Below are 13,758 nucleotides of genomic sequence, written 5' to 3'. Positions count from 1 at the left end.
GTTCAGTCCCGCCCGGCGTGGTCGCGGATCCGCGACGACAGGTCGGCGATCATCTCCGACGCCGCGGCCAGCGCCGCATCCCGCTCGCGCAGTTCGCGTTCGAGGTCGCGGCGCGGGGACCGGGGTCCGTCGGGGTGCGCTTCGACCCAGTTACGCAGCGTGTTCGGGTGCACACCGGTGGCTTCGGCGACGAGCTGGATCGCCCGCCAACGGGAGGAGACCTCGTTCTGGAGAAGGGCGACACTCTTGACGGCAGCGGTCCTCAGTTCCGGGGAGACATCCCGGTAGCGGCGTTGCGGGATCACGCGGCGTCCTCCTCACGGGCGACGGTGTCGGTGTAGCGGGCGTTGGTGTTGTGGACTCCGGATTCGATCTCGGAGCGGGTGAAGATCACGTGCACCGGGATTCCGGGGGCGCGCGGGTCGTCACCGGTCTTGATCAGCACGTTTCCGGTTCCCGGCGGGGGCGGGGCGGGCTGGTCTTCCCGAGGCTGCTCACCGGTCATCGGCGGCGGGGACGACCACTTGGTGACCATGTCGGCTTCGGTGTCGGTGAAGGTGACCACGCCGTCGAGGCGGTCGATTTCCTTCTCCGGGATCGGGCCGATGATCTTCACCCGGGCGCGCTCGAGGAAGCCGACCGCGCGGGAGGCGGTGGCGCCGTCGGCGGCGGTCTCGAGGTCCGCCATCGAGTGGGTGATCATCCACAGCCCGGTGGCGATCTGCCGGTTCAGTCGGGTGAGGGCATCGATTCGGTCAACCATGAAGGGGCCCAGTCCGAGCACATCCCAGATTTCATCCATGACCGCCTCGAAGAACCGCTGCGGAGCCAGGCCCGCGTCGGTCAGGGCGTTCGCTGCGTCGATCAGGGCGAATCCGTCCGACCAGCACACCAGCATCACCGCAGCTCGCAGCTTCTTGTCCCCGTTGGGGATGTGGGAGACGTCGAAGCCGATCGCCGGGTGATCGAGACTGAGTGGATGGGTGGTCTGTCCGTTGAAGATCCGCCCGAACCGGCTCTTGGGGTTGACGAAGGCGCGCAGGGAGCGGCGCAGCGGCCGCACCGCCTCGCGGTAGTCCTCGATGGTGTCGACTCCGGCGTCTTCGAGGAGCTGGGGGTGTCCCTCGATGATCAGGCCGAGCATGTCCTCGAGCAGCGGCGGCTCGTCGGGGGTGAAGCCCTTCTCGTCGAACAGGATCGCGATGGCCGAGCCGACGATCGACTCTTCCCAGTCCTCAATCGCTTGTCCCCGCCGCAACTCGATCAGGGCGCTCACAGTCTCGGTCTGGCGGCCCCGTAGTTCCTCGAGCCAACGCAGCTGCAGATCGGGGAACGCGGCCAGTCGCGGGATGATCGACCCGAGCACACCACCGGCCAGTGGGTTGATGTGTCCGAAGGCGTAGCCGACATCGACGACCGCGTCTGTACCGGCGGCTTCCTCGACGATCTTGCGGTAGTCGGGTTTCTTGTCGGCGAGGAATAACGCGGTCACCCCTTGTGCCATCGCGCCGAGAATCACTTTGCGGACGAATGAGGACTTGCCGTAGCCGTTGAGGCCCAGGACGAATGCGACCGGGGCGGTGATGAAGCCGCGGCGGAACCAGTTGAGCAGCCCGAACGAGACCGGGGCGTGGGTGACCAGGTGGCTGCCGATCACCGGCCCGACCGCGGGGGCACCTGCGCCGACGGACCACGGCCAGAACGCGCCGGCAGCGTGCACACTCGTCGAGCGCAGTTCGGGTTGCTTGCCGACCGATGCGGCGCGGCCGCCGCCGGCACCGCGGTGGCCCCGATCGCTCAGCTTCGGGCCACCCGCGGTGGTGCTCAGCTCGGTGCGCTCGCGGGCGCTCGCGTTGCGGCGACGGTTGTCGTCGGTGCGGATCTTGAACTTCGCCCATGCACCGCCGATTCCACCGGCGTAGACACGGGTCTGATACTTGGCCCGCTGTTCGGGCGTCATGATCTCGAACATCAGTGTGCCGTCCTTCTTCTAGGCGGTCAGCGCCGACGGCATCGACGCGTGGTCGGGCAGCAGCACACCGATGCCGAGGGAGGCGGCGAATGCCGCGTCCTGGAACCGGTAGCAGCGGCGAATGTTGAGCTGGCACTGCACAGCCAGGTCGTTGACCAGGGCATCGATTCGGGGCATGTCGGCCTCGATCGGTTCGGTGACGGTGATCAGCAGCCCGATGCGGGTGGCGCCGTGTCCGCGGGCGAGTTCGTCGCGGGACCGTTCGGCGAGTTCGACGTCGATCTGGGCGGCGGCCGAGCTGATGCCCCGGTTGCGGTTCTGAGCGGCGACGATCGCGTTGCGGTAGTCGTCGTCGATGATCTTGACCGCGTCCGCGGCCCGGTGTGGGCGGTAGACGATTGCGACGCGCTTGCGGGGAAGGTCCGGGTGCGGGGCGATCAGACGTCGCAGCGTCGATTCGTCGACGGCGCTCTTCGGGCCCGCGCTCATCAGCCAGGTCACGGACCGGCCGCCGTCATGCCAGTATTCTTCCCACTTGTTCTCGTGCGAGATGGGACCGGCGTTGTCCCAGGTGATCCCGTGGTCGTCGCCGGTGGCTTCGGCCCGTTCGATCGTCAGCTGCGATGCCGGGTCGAACGAGCGGCGCACCACCCCGGTGATCTCGGCGGCGGTCATCGGGCGCACCGCGACACCGGAGGCCTCGATGGCGGCGCGGATGCCGGGCAGACGGCGCCCGATCTCGACGGCCTGCGCACCGGGGTCCTTCTTGCGTTCATCGGTGGTCGCGGCGAAGGTGATCGCCACGCGGGCCGCGAGTTGCACTTCGTCGCGGTGGAACTCGGTCGCACCTTCGAACACCACGGCCTTCGCCAGCGCCGGGGCGTCCACGCGGGTGATGGCCCGGGCCTGGGTGAGCAGGGCGTTGCCGGTCTCGGGGACGGTGTCGAGGACCGGGACGATTCCCTCGATGTCGCTGGTCAGGCCCGCCGAGGCCAGGACGATTCCCCACTCCCCGACCCACTGGTTGACCAGCCCTCGGTCGACGGCCTCGTCGCCCTGCGGCCAGGCGCGCATCACGATCGTGTACTGGTTCGTCTTCGGCATGTGGATCATGCCGAACCGGTAGCCGGCGCTGTCTTCGCCTTCGTACATCTTCGTCGGAGCCAGGACACCGGGAAGCTGCGATTTCCCGCCGGGCATCTCAGAGAACAAGCCGCCGCGGTAGATGTTCTCCTTACGTCGGAGTGCGCCGAAGAATTGCATTGCCAGAAGGGACCTTTCGTATCCGGTGAGGCCATGACGTTTGAGGACCATGGGGACGACGGCCAGCAGGAGGACCCCGCCGGTGATCGCGCCGACTTTGAGGCCCCAGCGCATGAGTACGAGCAGCGAGATGATCAACGTGCCGAGGATGAACCAGGTCACCGGCCCGGACAGGCCCATGACGCCTTCATTTCGAGGTGCCCGGCCCCCGAGATAGACCTGCGGTTCGCTGTTCGTTCGGGTCGCGCTCACCGACGATCACCACCGGTGGGCGGCAGCAAGGTCGGTGCGTGGTCAACGTCGCACGAGCCTGGATCGGCGGCGCGGAAAGCCTCTACCGGCGGCAACACGCCAGCTCGATAGAGCTCGCACACGTCGGCGGTCTTCCCGAACTGGATTCGCGCAATCTCACTGGTCATCGGTATCTCCTGGTCATCGCGGGATGTTGTGGCGGCTGGTGGGGTGGGCGTAGTTGTCACCGGCGAGGTCACCGGCGGCGCTGTCGACGGACCTGCTACCGCGGCCTCCTCCGGCTCCGACCCATTTGCTGGCCTTCGCGCCGCTGCCCTTCTTCGGGCCGCTGCCGGCATTCGCCCCGTTGCCGCGGGGCCCGCCTTGGCGGGGTCCGGGGGTGGGCGGGGTGCCTCGGCTTCCGCTGCCGTTTCCGCGGCTACCGCTGCCGTTCCCCGGGTTTCCGCCGCCTCCGACGAGACCGGGTGTGCCGCTTCCGCCACCGCCGCCGGAGAATCCGCCTCCGGGCGGGACTGCCTTGCCGCCGGCGAGTTTGCCGCCGAGAGCTTTGCCGCCGGTCAGCAGGGCGGCACCGGCGAGAAGTGCCCCGGCGGTGGCCTTTGCTCCGGAGCCGCCGCTGCCGACCGCCGAGATCGCGGGGGTGATGATCCGCATCAGTGCCGGAAGGACGAGCGCCGTGGCGGCGAGCAGCACGATTCCGATCAGCGAGTACTGGAACTGCTGGAGAGTCGGGGTCTGACCTTCGGGGACGGCGAGCGCGGAGGATTGGGTGGTCAAGAACGCCATCGCGTACGCAAACGATGCGACCGGTTTGAACAGGCAGAACGCGATCACCCAGGCGAGGAGTTTGTCGTAGGACTGGGAGCCGGTCTTGGTTCCGCTCGCCGCGGCCGCGACGGGCAGGGCGGCGACGGCGACGATGAGGAATCCTTGCCGGATCGGCATCATGAACGCCTGTGCGAGCGCGCCGAACGCGCCGAAGAATCCAATGATCAGCATCAGTCCCGGCGCCATGCCGGAGTAGGCGTTGAGGACCATCATCGACTGCACGGTCCCGGCGGGGTCGTTGTTCGAGGTCGCGTTGACGATCTCGATCGCGAACGCATCACCGGCGCGGGTCGCAAGCGCGACAATCACTGACATCGTCGCCGCGGTGACGACCACCCGGAACAGGGTCCGGAAGGTCTCTTCGGCCTGCTCGACCATCAGTTGCCGCCGGGCCGCGGCCAGCCGGAGCGACATGAATCCGATCGAGATGATCAGAAGGAACGACTGGATCCAGAGCGTGTATTCGTTGATCTGGGCGAGGGGTCCGAACGATTCGAGGTCGGCGTTGGGAATCTTGATCCACCAGGTGATTGCCATGATCATCGCCTGCGACATGCCGTCGATGATCGAGGTGACAATGTGCCCGAACTGCGAATCCCACTGCTCCTGAAGCTGTTCGCTCGCGAAGTCCTTGACTGCGCCGACGGGGTTGCCGTTGTTGTCGCAGAGGCTGCCGGACAGGTTGCCGACGACGTCGCCGGTGCTGGGCAGGCCCGGGACGTTGACTCCGCCGAAACCGGGGATCAGCTGGCCGAGCCCTTGGCCGGCGACTTCCACGCCCTGGCACACCACCGACCGGTCCTCGCCGGGCTTGGGTTCGGTGTCCTGCGCGGCCGCGGTGGTCGCGGCGCCGAGCACGATCGCGAGGACAACCGCCAGGGCAGTGGAGATGCGGGTCAGTTGGCGGCCCATTGGGTCCACCCCCCGAGGTTGCTGACCTCTTTCTGCCCGCCGTAGAGATCCGCGGTGAGCTTGATCTGCCAGTCCCCGTCGCGCCACAGCAGTTCCGCGGACTTCGAGACCCATCCGGTGCGGCTCTCCTTGAGCATCGCGTACTCGACCACCGCGTAGTCCGGGCGCTGCGGGTCCCACTGGGTGACTCGGTAGGCATCGACACGGAAGTACGGCAACAGGGCCCGCTCGTTGCCTCGACCGGATGCGATCGCATCGGTGGCCCGGCGCAGGAAATCCTGGCGCAGCTGCTTGAGCGGGTCGCTGTCGGGGACGACTCGGTCGGCGTAGAACTCGGCGGCACCGGCCATGGTGGCGCCGCCGCGGGTGTAGAGCTGGATACCGGCCAGTGCCGCACCACGGGGGGTCTGGGCGAATCCGGTGGCCATGCGGCCGTCGATGCCGGTGGGTCCGTCGGTGGTGGAGAACGGCAGCGGGAAGTTGCGGATCTGCTGCCATTGCAGACCACCCGGGGCGCCGGTGATGTCGCTGGCAGGCTTGCGGGAGTCGGTGTCCTGATCGAGGGCGACACCATCGGGATTCGGTGGGACCTCGACGCGGCGGCCGAGCTCGTCGGTGAACGGAAGCCCCCAGTCGGCGCGTTCGGTCTGCGGAGCAAGGGTGACCGGCGCCTGGCCCTCGGCGGTGTCGTTGTCGTCGCGGGAGACGAAGTACGCGACGCCACCGCCGGCGACGACGACGAACACGAACACGACCGCGAGCCAGAACGTGAAGCCCAGGCCGGGCTTCGAGGTGGCGGCCTTGCGCCCCCACCACCCCGACCGCGGCCGCTGGTCAGCGGCCGGGGAACTGTCGGGCTTGTGGTCAGTGCTTTCGGTGTCTTCAGTGGTCACGGGGTGCCCTCCTGGTCGTTGCACGCGGCGGCGGGCGCGGCGAGAGCCACCTCACGGCCGGTGTCGTAGGTGGCGGTCTGCGGGTCGTAGACGTGGACGCGGGATGCGGATTCGTCGGCGGCCGGGAGCTGGAGCTTCCAGTCCGTGCCGGTCCACACGACCGTGGTGTCGGTGATCGCGGCCGACTGGTCGCAGAACGAGGTGCGGATCGAGATGTCGGCGCGCTCATCGGTGTAGTCGGCGACGACATACCCACCCAGCGTCGGGGCTTCGGCAGGGTCGGCGGCCGCGGTGACACTGATCTGAGCGCGGCTGACGGCGAACGCGTCACGTTCGGGTCCCGGTGCGAGGCCATCGTGAACGATGGCGGCCCACTGGTCGTCGCGGGCGACCGACATGCGCACGGTCTGATGAATCGCTGCCAGGGCGGCACCCTGCGGGGTGTGCGAGAACCCGGATACCGGCCCGTTGCCCGTGTTGCGAGTGGGGCCCTCGTCGGCGAACGGAAGCCAGATCGACTGGAAGCGGTCCCATTCGATCTGTGCGGGCGGGGTGGTCGGGTCAGGCGGCGCCGGGGTGGTGACCGAGTCGGTTGCGGTGGTCTCCTCAGTGGAACCGCAACCAGCGATCAGGGACGCCGCCGCGGCGGCAGCGGCCAGTGCCGCTGCCGCCAGGCGGGTTGTGATCATCAGATGGTCCTTCCTTGTCAGAACGTCAGGAGAGCTGCGGCGATACCGCTGCCCGCCGAACACAGCACCGCGGCGACGAGCGTCATCCCGATTCGAGCGGCGGGTTCGGATTCGTACGGGTTCTGCTGCTTGTTCCAGGCGAACAGTCCGCCGTACCAGACGAGGCGAATGGTCAAGATCGCGAAGATGATCCACATCACGTAGCGGCCGAGCTGGAGCAGCGGCTCGGTCACCGCCTCAGAGGGGATCCACATCGCGACGACCGTCATGACACGACCGAGGCCATGATTCCGCCGGCGCTGGCCGCGATCACGCCGCCGACCAGGGCTCCGGCGATGATCTTCGGCGACTCGAGCGAGCCTCCGTTGAACTTCTCCCACCCGAACTTCCCGCCGCCGTAGACCAAGGCGAGAACGCCGGCGAACATCACCACCCACGATGCCCATCGGCCGAGTTCGAGCAGCTTCTCCGACTTCGGCGGCGGTTCCGGCGGCAGTTCGATCCCCTGTGCCAGCACGCTGATCGTGTCGAGTGTGCTCTGTAGCAGCATCATTCGAGTTGTCCTTTCCCTTGTTGTTTGCAGGCCCCGGTCAGGTGCCGGGGTTGAGTCGACTGATGATCGAATTGCGGAGCGCCCCAGCGATCTCTGCGATTTCGCTGGGAACGGCCGTCGGGTCGTCTGCTGCGCGTTTCTTGTTCTCCGGTACCGGGTCGCGGTGCGACCAGACCGGAAGTTCTCGCGGATCGCGGATCAGCGTGAAGTGCTCGATCCACTCGATCCGCCACGTGGTCGGGGCCAGGCCTCCGACGATCTTTCGGGTCTGGTCGATCTCCCTCGGGATCTTGCGGCCGGGTCGGTCCGCGATGGTGATCAGGCCGATGAGCGTGCTGTTACCGGCCATGCCGGAAACGTGCTGGCGGATCAGGTCACCGGCCTTGTCCAGGGAATCGACGCGCTCGCGGGCGACGATCGCCACGAAGGGTGATTCCCCCTCGAACGGTGCCGGCCACTTCTGGCCGCACTCGCTCGCGAAGTCGAGAACATGACCGAGCGTGCTGATTCCCGCGCCGCCGTGGGCGCCGAGCAGCCACACCAGCGGTGCCGGGCTGCCCAGCCCGCGCGGTACCGGCCGATCCCAGATCTCCGCGACCCTGTTCGGGGGGCGGACGGGGATGCCCGAACCGGTTGTCTGCGGTTGTGACCAGCGGGAGAAGCTGCGGGCCGACATCATCACTGCCGACCCTCGGCGGAGGCTGTCGCCCGTCGAATCCGGTCGTATGCGGCGACCGTGGCCGCGCGCAGCTCCCAACTCGCAATCGCCAACCCGGTGGCCAGGTGCGGGTCGTAGGGCACTTCCTCGACGCGCACCAGCCCATCCAGATGGGCGATCAGTTCGGACGGGTCGACATCGGGCTCGGCGGAATTCTGGTGCGAGATGACTACGACGGTGCGCTCGAACACCCACTCCCCGACGGCGTTAGCGAGCAGGTCCAGGTAGCCGCGCAGCCGGTTGAACGCATCCGCCCGGGCCTGCACCACCAGTACGAACACCGCATCGGCGTCCTCGCGCAGCCGGACGCACTCGTGCAGGCCAAGCGCATCCGCGCCCAGGTCGTAGACCGCGGTGTCGACGTGAGAGCGCAGAAGGTCAGGCACCCGGTGTACTACCGCGTCGTCGAACCGGCTCCCACCCCGGCCGATGATCCGAGCGCCGGCCGCCGACCGGGGCAGTTCCGTCACGATTGCGGCGGGCTCAGGGGTTTCGATGAGGGTGTCGATCGTGGTGACCTGGTCCTCGGCGGCGGCGCGTGAGGCCAGGTCACCGCCGGTGACGGTCAGATCGACCACTGCCACCGAGGAGTTGGCGTCGTGGGTCGCCCATGCCCCGGCGATGCCGACCGCGGTCGTGGTGGCTCCCGCTCCCCCGCCTACGCCGGTGACCAGTACCAGCGGCGGAGCTGTTACTGGCTGGTGCGGCCACATCGGTGGGGCCGCAGCCTCGCGCTGCGGGTTTTGGTCTCGGGGTGCGGGTGCCGGGTGCTCGGCTGGCGCCGCAGTGTCCGGGGTCGCGGCCGGGCTGTCGGCCCCTCGCAGCGGCACCACCGCTGCCGGGGGCAGGTCCGTTTCGGGCTCCGGCTCCTGGCCCAGCCATTGCATCCATTCGGGTTCGGTGCTCATGATGCCTCTCCGATCGACGTGATCACGTGACGTCCATCGACCACGCGTGTGGTGATGGCTTGCTGGGTGTAGGCGACTTCTTCACCGCTCGGCTGGCGTTCGCGCAGCGTGACGAGGAATCGCTGCGGCTCGGCCGCGCGGATGGTCACGCAGTGCTCCGCGCCGGCGGGAATGTAGGTGTCGATGGCGCTCTGGAGCAGGTTGGCGGGCTCGACACCGACGGCGTCGGGGGCGACGACGGCGCGTGCCGCTTCTCCGGACCGCTGCACGTAGTAGGCGTAGTCGAACGCGAGGATCGCGGCGGGGCCGGAGTCGGTTCCACCGGGGCCGTTGCCGATGATCACGCCGTCTACGGCTGCGGCCGGGTCGCACCACGGGCGCGGGGCCGATGACGTCAGTGGAGCCGTGTTCGGCTGCGTGGTCACGGCAGCGGCGGTAGGCGAGCTGTCCTGCCCGCCACCGAGCGCCCACACGCCCAGGCCAGCCGCGACCGCGGCCGTCGCGGCAGCGGAGCCGAGTCCGGCGACCGCGCGTGGCGAAATCCGGTGCCGCGGGCCCCCGGCCACCGAAGGTGCCGATGCGGGCGTCGCCACCGGCGGGGCCGGGTCCACGGGCAGGACCGGGGTGGGCTCGGTGGGGCGCTCGACGGGCGAGGTGTCCGCACGGGCGGCGGTAGGGGTGAAGGACGGATACCAGCGGGTCAGCTCACCAGCTGTGGGATCAGGCTTGCGGAAGTTGGTATCTGTCATCATCGAATCCCTTTCTGTGCGAATCCGGTTCCCCGGACGAAACCCGTCCGGGGAACCGGGTCGGTCAACCGACAGCGACCGGGCTGGTCGACGTCGGACGCGCACTCGTCGCCCCCGACGACGCGGGGGTGGTGGACGCACTGGTTCGCGGGGCCGTGGTGGTTGGCGAGGTCACCCGCGGTGTCGACGTCACCGCCGACGAGTCGGTTCCGGCCGCGACATCCTTGGCGAGAGCGGCGAACCACTCGGCTACGAACTGCACCGCGGACTGCCCGGTGGCGGTCACCGGCGTCGACCCGTAGGAACCGTGCGCCCGCACCGTGTTCCAGTACTTCGTCAGCGCTGTCGTCGACACCAGGTCGGCGTTGTCGCTGATGTTGTCCTTGACCACGTCGAACGCCTGCCGAGTGAGCCGCGACGTCGTCGCCGGGGGCATGAGCTTCGGAATCGCCCCCACCAACTTCGTGGCAAACAAGGCCACCCCCGCAGCCGGATTCGCGAGACCGACCGTGGCCAGCTGGGCGATGTTCGCCGGAGTGAGGACTTCCTTCGCGACCGTCTTGACGGCGTTGAACCCGATCGTGCCGACCTTCAACACCGCGCTGATCGCTTCCTGCGCGGTCGGCATTTCCGTGCGCGGGTCGGATGCGATCGCCACCCGCTCCGACAACGACTTCTTCGGGTCGATCGACAAGTTCGCCAGCGTGGTGCCCTGGATGTCCTCATTGATCACCGGCACTGCCGTCTTGATCGTCGTCAGCGCCAACGCCTCACTGATCGAGGTCAACGACTGAATCGGATCCCCCGACGAGAGCTCGCTCTGCCCGGCGATATTGGTCACCGCCCGCATGATCGGCGCGTTCGCCGGTGCATCACACGAGAGATCGCCCGGCTCGCAGATCGACGCCACACGCCCGGTAAGGGACCCATAGGCAACTGCGGTGTCCGCGGTCGGTCCGATACCGCCGCCCTCGGGAGTCGCCTGCGCCGGGGCCGAGATCTTCTCGACCTGGGTGCCGGTCGTGCCCGGGGCGGGCTTCGGTGACGTCTGGCCTGCGGCGCCGGGGAACAACGGCGATCCTGGTGCTCGCGTCGGATCGCCGAACAGTGCCACCCCGACGAGTTTGTTCGCCGGAATCGGTCCCTCACCGGCGCCGACACGCTTGGCGAACATGCTCATCACATGCGCGCCCTGGGAGTATCCCGCCCCGGTGAACACCGTGTTCGGGCACGCCTGCGCGACCTCTGCGGCGGTGTCGATGAGGTTCTGCAGGCCCTCCTCCACCGACTGCGAATACGGCACATTCGCACCGGGCACCGCGCCACCGAACCCGGCCGGATACGGCACATAGGCGCGGCCCGCGAGGGTGTCACCCACAGAATCGGTGGTCTTGACCATCATTGGCATGAAGACCTGCGAGAGCATGCCGGTGTCGAGTGTCGCCGGAGTGTCCGGGGACGACTCCCCCGTTCCCTGGATCCCGAGAGCGAACAACGCCGGGCACGAGTCCCCGACCAGCTCGCTCGCCGGTCCGGCGGGCGCGGCATACGCCGTGCCCGCCGACCCGACCCCAATCACAGCCACTGCCGCTGCCGCGGCCACTCGGGGAAGTAATTTCATGTGGTCACCCCGCTCAGGCGTTCAGGCCGTTGACGACGGCGCCAGCGAACGCGGCCGCCTGCTCGATCACCGGTGCGGCCGCGGCCGCCGCGTTCGTCCCGGCCGATTCCACCGAGGCGACGACCTGGTCTCCGCCCGGCTGCGCCAGCGCCGCGTCCCGGACCAGGGCAGCTGACGCATCAACTCGCGGCGTCGCCTGCTCGACGTACGCCGGTGCCGAGGCCGCGAAATCCCGAGCCTGCTCGACAACTTCGCTGCCACCGGGAACGGCCTGAACCTGCTCGACAACAGCGGAGGTCTGAGCCGACACCGCCGCGGTATCGACCACCGGGGGTGTCCACAGCGGCTCCGGAGCGGCTTCGGGTGCGGGTGCAGGGGCGGGCTCCTGAACGGTCACGTCCTGGCCGCCGAAAACGGTGGCACCCGCCACCGCACCGCCGACACCACCCAACCCGGCACCCAGCACGAAAGCGGGTGCACCGAGGACGACCGCCCCGGTACCGGCGCCGATCGCGGCACCCGGCCCGACACCCCATCCGCCGGTCGGAGCGGTCACAGCAGCACCGATACCTGCACCGATACCCGCGCCGACACCGGCACCAAGCACGGCGACAGGCACGGCCAGGCCGGTACCGACGATCCCCGCACCGAGCAGGCCGCCACCGATCGCACCACCGGTGATCCGGTCCGCCTGCGATGCATTCACGCCGGCGTCGGTCAGCGCGTTTCCGGCGTCCGCCTGCACTGCCGCGATCGTGTTCGTGATCCGGTCCCGGTCCTCATCCGGCATCCAATCCGGCTGCTCGAGCAACCCGGCACCGGTGAAGATGTACCCCTCCGGTGCCTCGACCGGCGCGATCCCCTTTCGCTCGACCATCGGCGGAGCCGGGACGGGTTCAGGTTCGACAACCGACGGAGCCGACTGGGTCGGTTCTTCGACGTACGCCTGCTGGTACGAGGGCGCCGCGTCGTAGTCGGTGGTCTGCGGAGACGACCACTGTGCGTACTGCGGTGCCTCGTACTGGGGCTGCTGGTACCCGGTCTCCCAATCCGAGTACTGCCGCCACTCCGAGTTCTGCACATTCGGCGACGGCGTGTACCCAGGCAAGTAATCCCGTGACTGCTCCGGAGCCGGGGCAGACGTTCCGGGCTGGCTCCCACCACCGGTCCCCGGCTGACTGCCACCACCGGTGCCCGGCTGCGACGGAGCAGCCTGCGCCACACCCGCACACGCCACGCACAACGCCACAGGAACCGCGCACCACACCGCGGCCCGCTCCGCCCGCCGACGATGCCGGCCCCCACCTGATCTACTCATCACTACTCGCTTTCTCTCGAAGGAAACGCCGTAGCGGTGCACCTCTGTGCAACCGCAGGTGCCGAAGACAGATCGGAAATATGTGAATGACAACAACTTTGGAAGCCGGGCAGGAGGCTGATTGGCCCTCCACCGGCCGCGGGGCGAACGGTCAGGCAGGCCAGCCAGGGAAGGCCCCGCCGAGACCGAAGAGCAAGGTGATCAGAAAGACGAGAAACATCGCGAAAATCCTTAATGGAGAATCGAATTGAAATCTGTCAGCGATCTAGACGACGGGCTGAACTCCGACCCAGGGTGACGAATACGGCACCAAGGAGTGGCCCGCAGGACAGGTCGAAAACCCAGGAAGACCGATGCTGTAGCACCTGCAACCAGGCGCCCGACCAGCGCAATGAGCGACGACGCCGAGTGGCCGGCCGCCCGCATTCATCGAGATCGGAACGTAAGGAACGGACTCGCTGGACTCTGCCTGTAACGAAAACGGGGCAACAGTAGGATTAGTAGGCGGGTGGATCTGGGCACCCAAAGACATCGGAGCCTCCAACTGGGTACAGAAATGGCCCGCGGGGATCCGAGATCCTGCGGCGTGGACGTTTACGCGTTGAAACGCTGCGGGGAGTAGAACCCCAGGTGCGGGCGAGGACGCCAATCATCACCGCACCTGGGGTTTTCTGCGCAGCACAAGTTGGCCCGCGTGCGAGCCACGAGCTGCGAAGTGAGACCACTGAGCGGTGACTTGGGCAGAAGTTCAACCGCACAGTGGAAATCTTGGGAATTCGGAATTCTGTCCGGAGCGAATGAGCCTGAGCCAATTCGACTGTCAGCGGTCATGTAATTCCCCAGGTTGAGGGGTTTGTCCGTCACGTAATTCCCCACCCCGCCGTCACGTAATTCCCCACCCCTGGGGCGTGTCGGCCGGGGGTTCGGGTGCTGCTGCAGGTTCGCTCCTGACTGGGTCACCGACAACGGGGCCCGGGAAGGGGCCTGACGGTGGCGAGGAGAACGTGGACGATGATCGATCTGATGGAGTTGTTCCGGCATTGGCATGCCGGCCGGTCCCAGGTGCGGCCGGTCCCAGGTGC

14 protein-coding genes are annotated in these 13,758 nt (G+C 68.0%); all 14 read right to left on the bottom strand.

What is annotated here, in order from left to right:
* Positions 1 to 2 precede the first annotated feature (2 nt).
* A complete protein-coding gene (locus AC1D1G_RS19700; RefSeq protein WP_012691841.1) occupies positions 3 to 305 on the bottom strand; it encodes a helix-turn-helix domain-containing protein in 303 nt (100 codons plus the stop codon).
* Positions 302 to 1,972, bottom strand: coding sequence for a hypothetical protein (locus AC1D1G_RS19695; RefSeq protein WP_477953360.1), 1,671 nt, complete (start codon positions 1,970 to 1,972; stop codon positions 302 to 304). The genes AC1D1G_RS19700 and AC1D1G_RS19695 overlap by 4 nt, the downstream gene beginning before the upstream one ends.
* Before the next feature lie 18 nt (positions 1,973 to 1,990).
* Positions 1,991 to 3,487 carry an SCO6880 family protein gene (locus AC1D1G_RS19690; RefSeq protein WP_064079992.1) on the bottom strand — a complete coding sequence of 499 codons (1,497 nt, stop codon included), beginning with the start codon at positions 3,485 to 3,487 and terminating at the stop codon, positions 1,991 to 1,993.
* Positions 3,484 to 3,654 (bottom strand): hypothetical protein, encoded by a 171-nt coding sequence (locus AC1D1G_RS19685; protein WP_418341344.1) that lies wholly within the window; start codon positions 3,652 to 3,654, stop codon positions 3,484 to 3,486. Before AC1D1G_RS19685 ends, AC1D1G_RS19690 begins: the two co-directional genes overlap by 4 nt.
* 13 nt (positions 3,655 to 3,667) lie before the next feature.
* Complete coding sequence (locus AC1D1G_RS19680) at positions 3,668 to 5,227, bottom strand: hypothetical protein (RefSeq protein WP_477953357.1); 1,560 nt, start codon at positions 5,225 to 5,227, stop codon at positions 3,668 to 3,670.
* Positions 5,212 to 6,120, bottom strand: coding sequence for a DUF8175 domain-containg protein (locus AC1D1G_RS19675; RefSeq protein WP_477953356.1), 909 nt, complete (start codon positions 6,118 to 6,120; stop codon positions 5,212 to 5,214). The genes AC1D1G_RS19680 and AC1D1G_RS19675 overlap by 16 nt, the downstream gene beginning before the upstream one ends.
* Positions 6,117 to 6,809: a DUF8175 domain-containg protein gene (locus AC1D1G_RS19670; RefSeq protein WP_242324648.1), complete on the bottom strand. Its 693-nt coding sequence runs from the start codon at positions 6,807 to 6,809 to the stop codon at positions 6,117 to 6,119. The genes AC1D1G_RS19675 and AC1D1G_RS19670 overlap by 4 nt, the downstream gene beginning before the upstream one ends.
* A gap of 17 nt (positions 6,810 to 6,826) precedes the next feature.
* The gene (locus AC1D1G_RS19665) at positions 6,827 to 7,063 is read right to left on the bottom strand and encodes a hypothetical protein (RefSeq protein WP_242324650.1); all 237 of its coding nucleotides are present in this window, start codon (positions 7,061 to 7,063) and stop codon (positions 6,827 to 6,829) included.
* An 11-nt stretch (positions 7,064 to 7,074) separates the two neighbouring features.
* Positions 7,075 to 7,362, bottom strand: a complete 288-nt coding sequence (locus AC1D1G_RS19660) for a hypothetical protein (protein WP_012691833.1) — start codon at positions 7,360 to 7,362, stop codon at positions 7,075 to 7,077.
* A 37-nt stretch (positions 7,363 to 7,399) separates the two neighbouring features.
* Positions 7,400 to 8,041 carry a DUF6668 family protein gene (locus AC1D1G_RS19655; RefSeq protein WP_477953398.1) on the bottom strand — a complete coding sequence of 214 codons (642 nt, stop codon included), beginning with the start codon at positions 8,039 to 8,041 and terminating at the stop codon, positions 7,400 to 7,402.
* On the bottom strand, positions 8,041 to 8,988 hold the full coding sequence (locus tag AC1D1G_RS19650; protein WP_477953354.1) for a MinD/ParA family ATP-binding protein: 948 nt from the start codon (positions 8,986 to 8,988) through the stop codon (positions 8,041 to 8,043). Before AC1D1G_RS19650 ends, AC1D1G_RS19655 begins: the two co-directional genes overlap by 1 nt.
* Positions 8,985 to 9,737 carry a DUF8176 domain-containing protein gene (locus AC1D1G_RS19645; RefSeq protein ID WP_477953352.1) on the bottom strand — a complete coding sequence of 251 codons (753 nt, stop codon included), beginning with the start codon at positions 9,735 to 9,737 and terminating at the stop codon, positions 8,985 to 8,987. The genes AC1D1G_RS19650 and AC1D1G_RS19645 overlap by 4 nt, the downstream gene beginning before the upstream one ends.
* A gap of 64 nt (positions 9,738 to 9,801) precedes the next feature.
* A complete protein-coding gene (locus tag AC1D1G_RS19640) occupies positions 9,802 to 11,358 on the bottom strand; it encodes a cutinase family protein (protein ID WP_477953351.1) in 1,557 nt (518 codons plus the stop codon).
* Between the two features lie 13 nt (positions 11,359 to 11,371).
* Positions 11,372 to 12,439 carry a hypothetical protein gene (locus AC1D1G_RS19635; RefSeq protein WP_477953349.1) on the bottom strand — a complete coding sequence of 356 codons (1,068 nt, stop codon included), beginning with the start codon at positions 12,437 to 12,439 and terminating at the stop codon, positions 11,372 to 11,374.
* Between the last annotated feature and the right edge of the window lie 1,319 nt (positions 12,440 to 13,758).

This window comes from Rhodococcus sp. P3_B8, assembly GCF_056402775.1.
Note: the sequence above shows the minus strand (reverse complement) of the source record. Positions and strands in the feature narration are given on the sequence as shown.

What these genes read in the sequence shown, in the direction of transcription:
- AC1D1G_RS19670 (WP_242324648.1), bottom strand. Translation starts at nt 6,809, where the DNA reads ATGATCACAACCCGCCTGGCGGCAGCGGCACTGGCCGCTGCCGCCGCG.
- AC1D1G_RS19665 (WP_242324650.1), bottom strand. Translation starts at nt 7,063, where the DNA reads ATGTGGATCCCCTCTGAGGCGGTGACCGAGCCGCTGCTCCAGCTCGGC.
- AC1D1G_RS19640 (WP_477953351.1), bottom strand. Translation starts at nt 11,358, where the DNA reads ATGAAATTACTTCCCCGAGTGGCCGCGGCAGCGGCAGTGGCTGTGATT.
- AC1D1G_RS19645 (WP_477953352.1), bottom strand. Translation starts at nt 9,737, where the DNA reads ATGACAGATACCAACTTCCGCAAGCCTGATCCCACAGCTGGTGAGCTG.
- AC1D1G_RS19685 (WP_418341344.1), bottom strand. Translation starts at nt 3,654, where the DNA reads ATGACCAGTGAGATTGCGCGAATCCAGTTCGGGAAGACCGCCGACGTG.
- AC1D1G_RS19660 (WP_012691833.1), bottom strand. Translation starts at nt 7,362, where the DNA reads ATGATGCTGCTACAGAGCACACTCGACACGATCAGCGTGCTGGCACAG.
- AC1D1G_RS19695 (WP_477953360.1), bottom strand. Translation starts at nt 1,972, where the DNA reads ATGTTCGAGATCATGACGCCCGAACAGCGGGCCAAGTATCAGACCCGT.
- AC1D1G_RS19650 (WP_477953354.1), bottom strand. Translation starts at nt 8,988, where the DNA reads ATGAGCACCGAACCCGAATGGATGCAATGGCTGGGCCAGGAGCCGGAG.
- AC1D1G_RS19680 (WP_477953357.1), bottom strand. Translation starts at nt 5,227, where the DNA reads ATGGGCCGCCAACTGACCCGCATCTCCACTGCCCTGGCGGTTGTCCTC.
- AC1D1G_RS19655 (WP_477953398.1), bottom strand. Translation starts at nt 8,041, where the DNA reads ATGATGTCGGCCCGCAGCTTCTCCCGCTGGTCACAACCGCAGACAACC.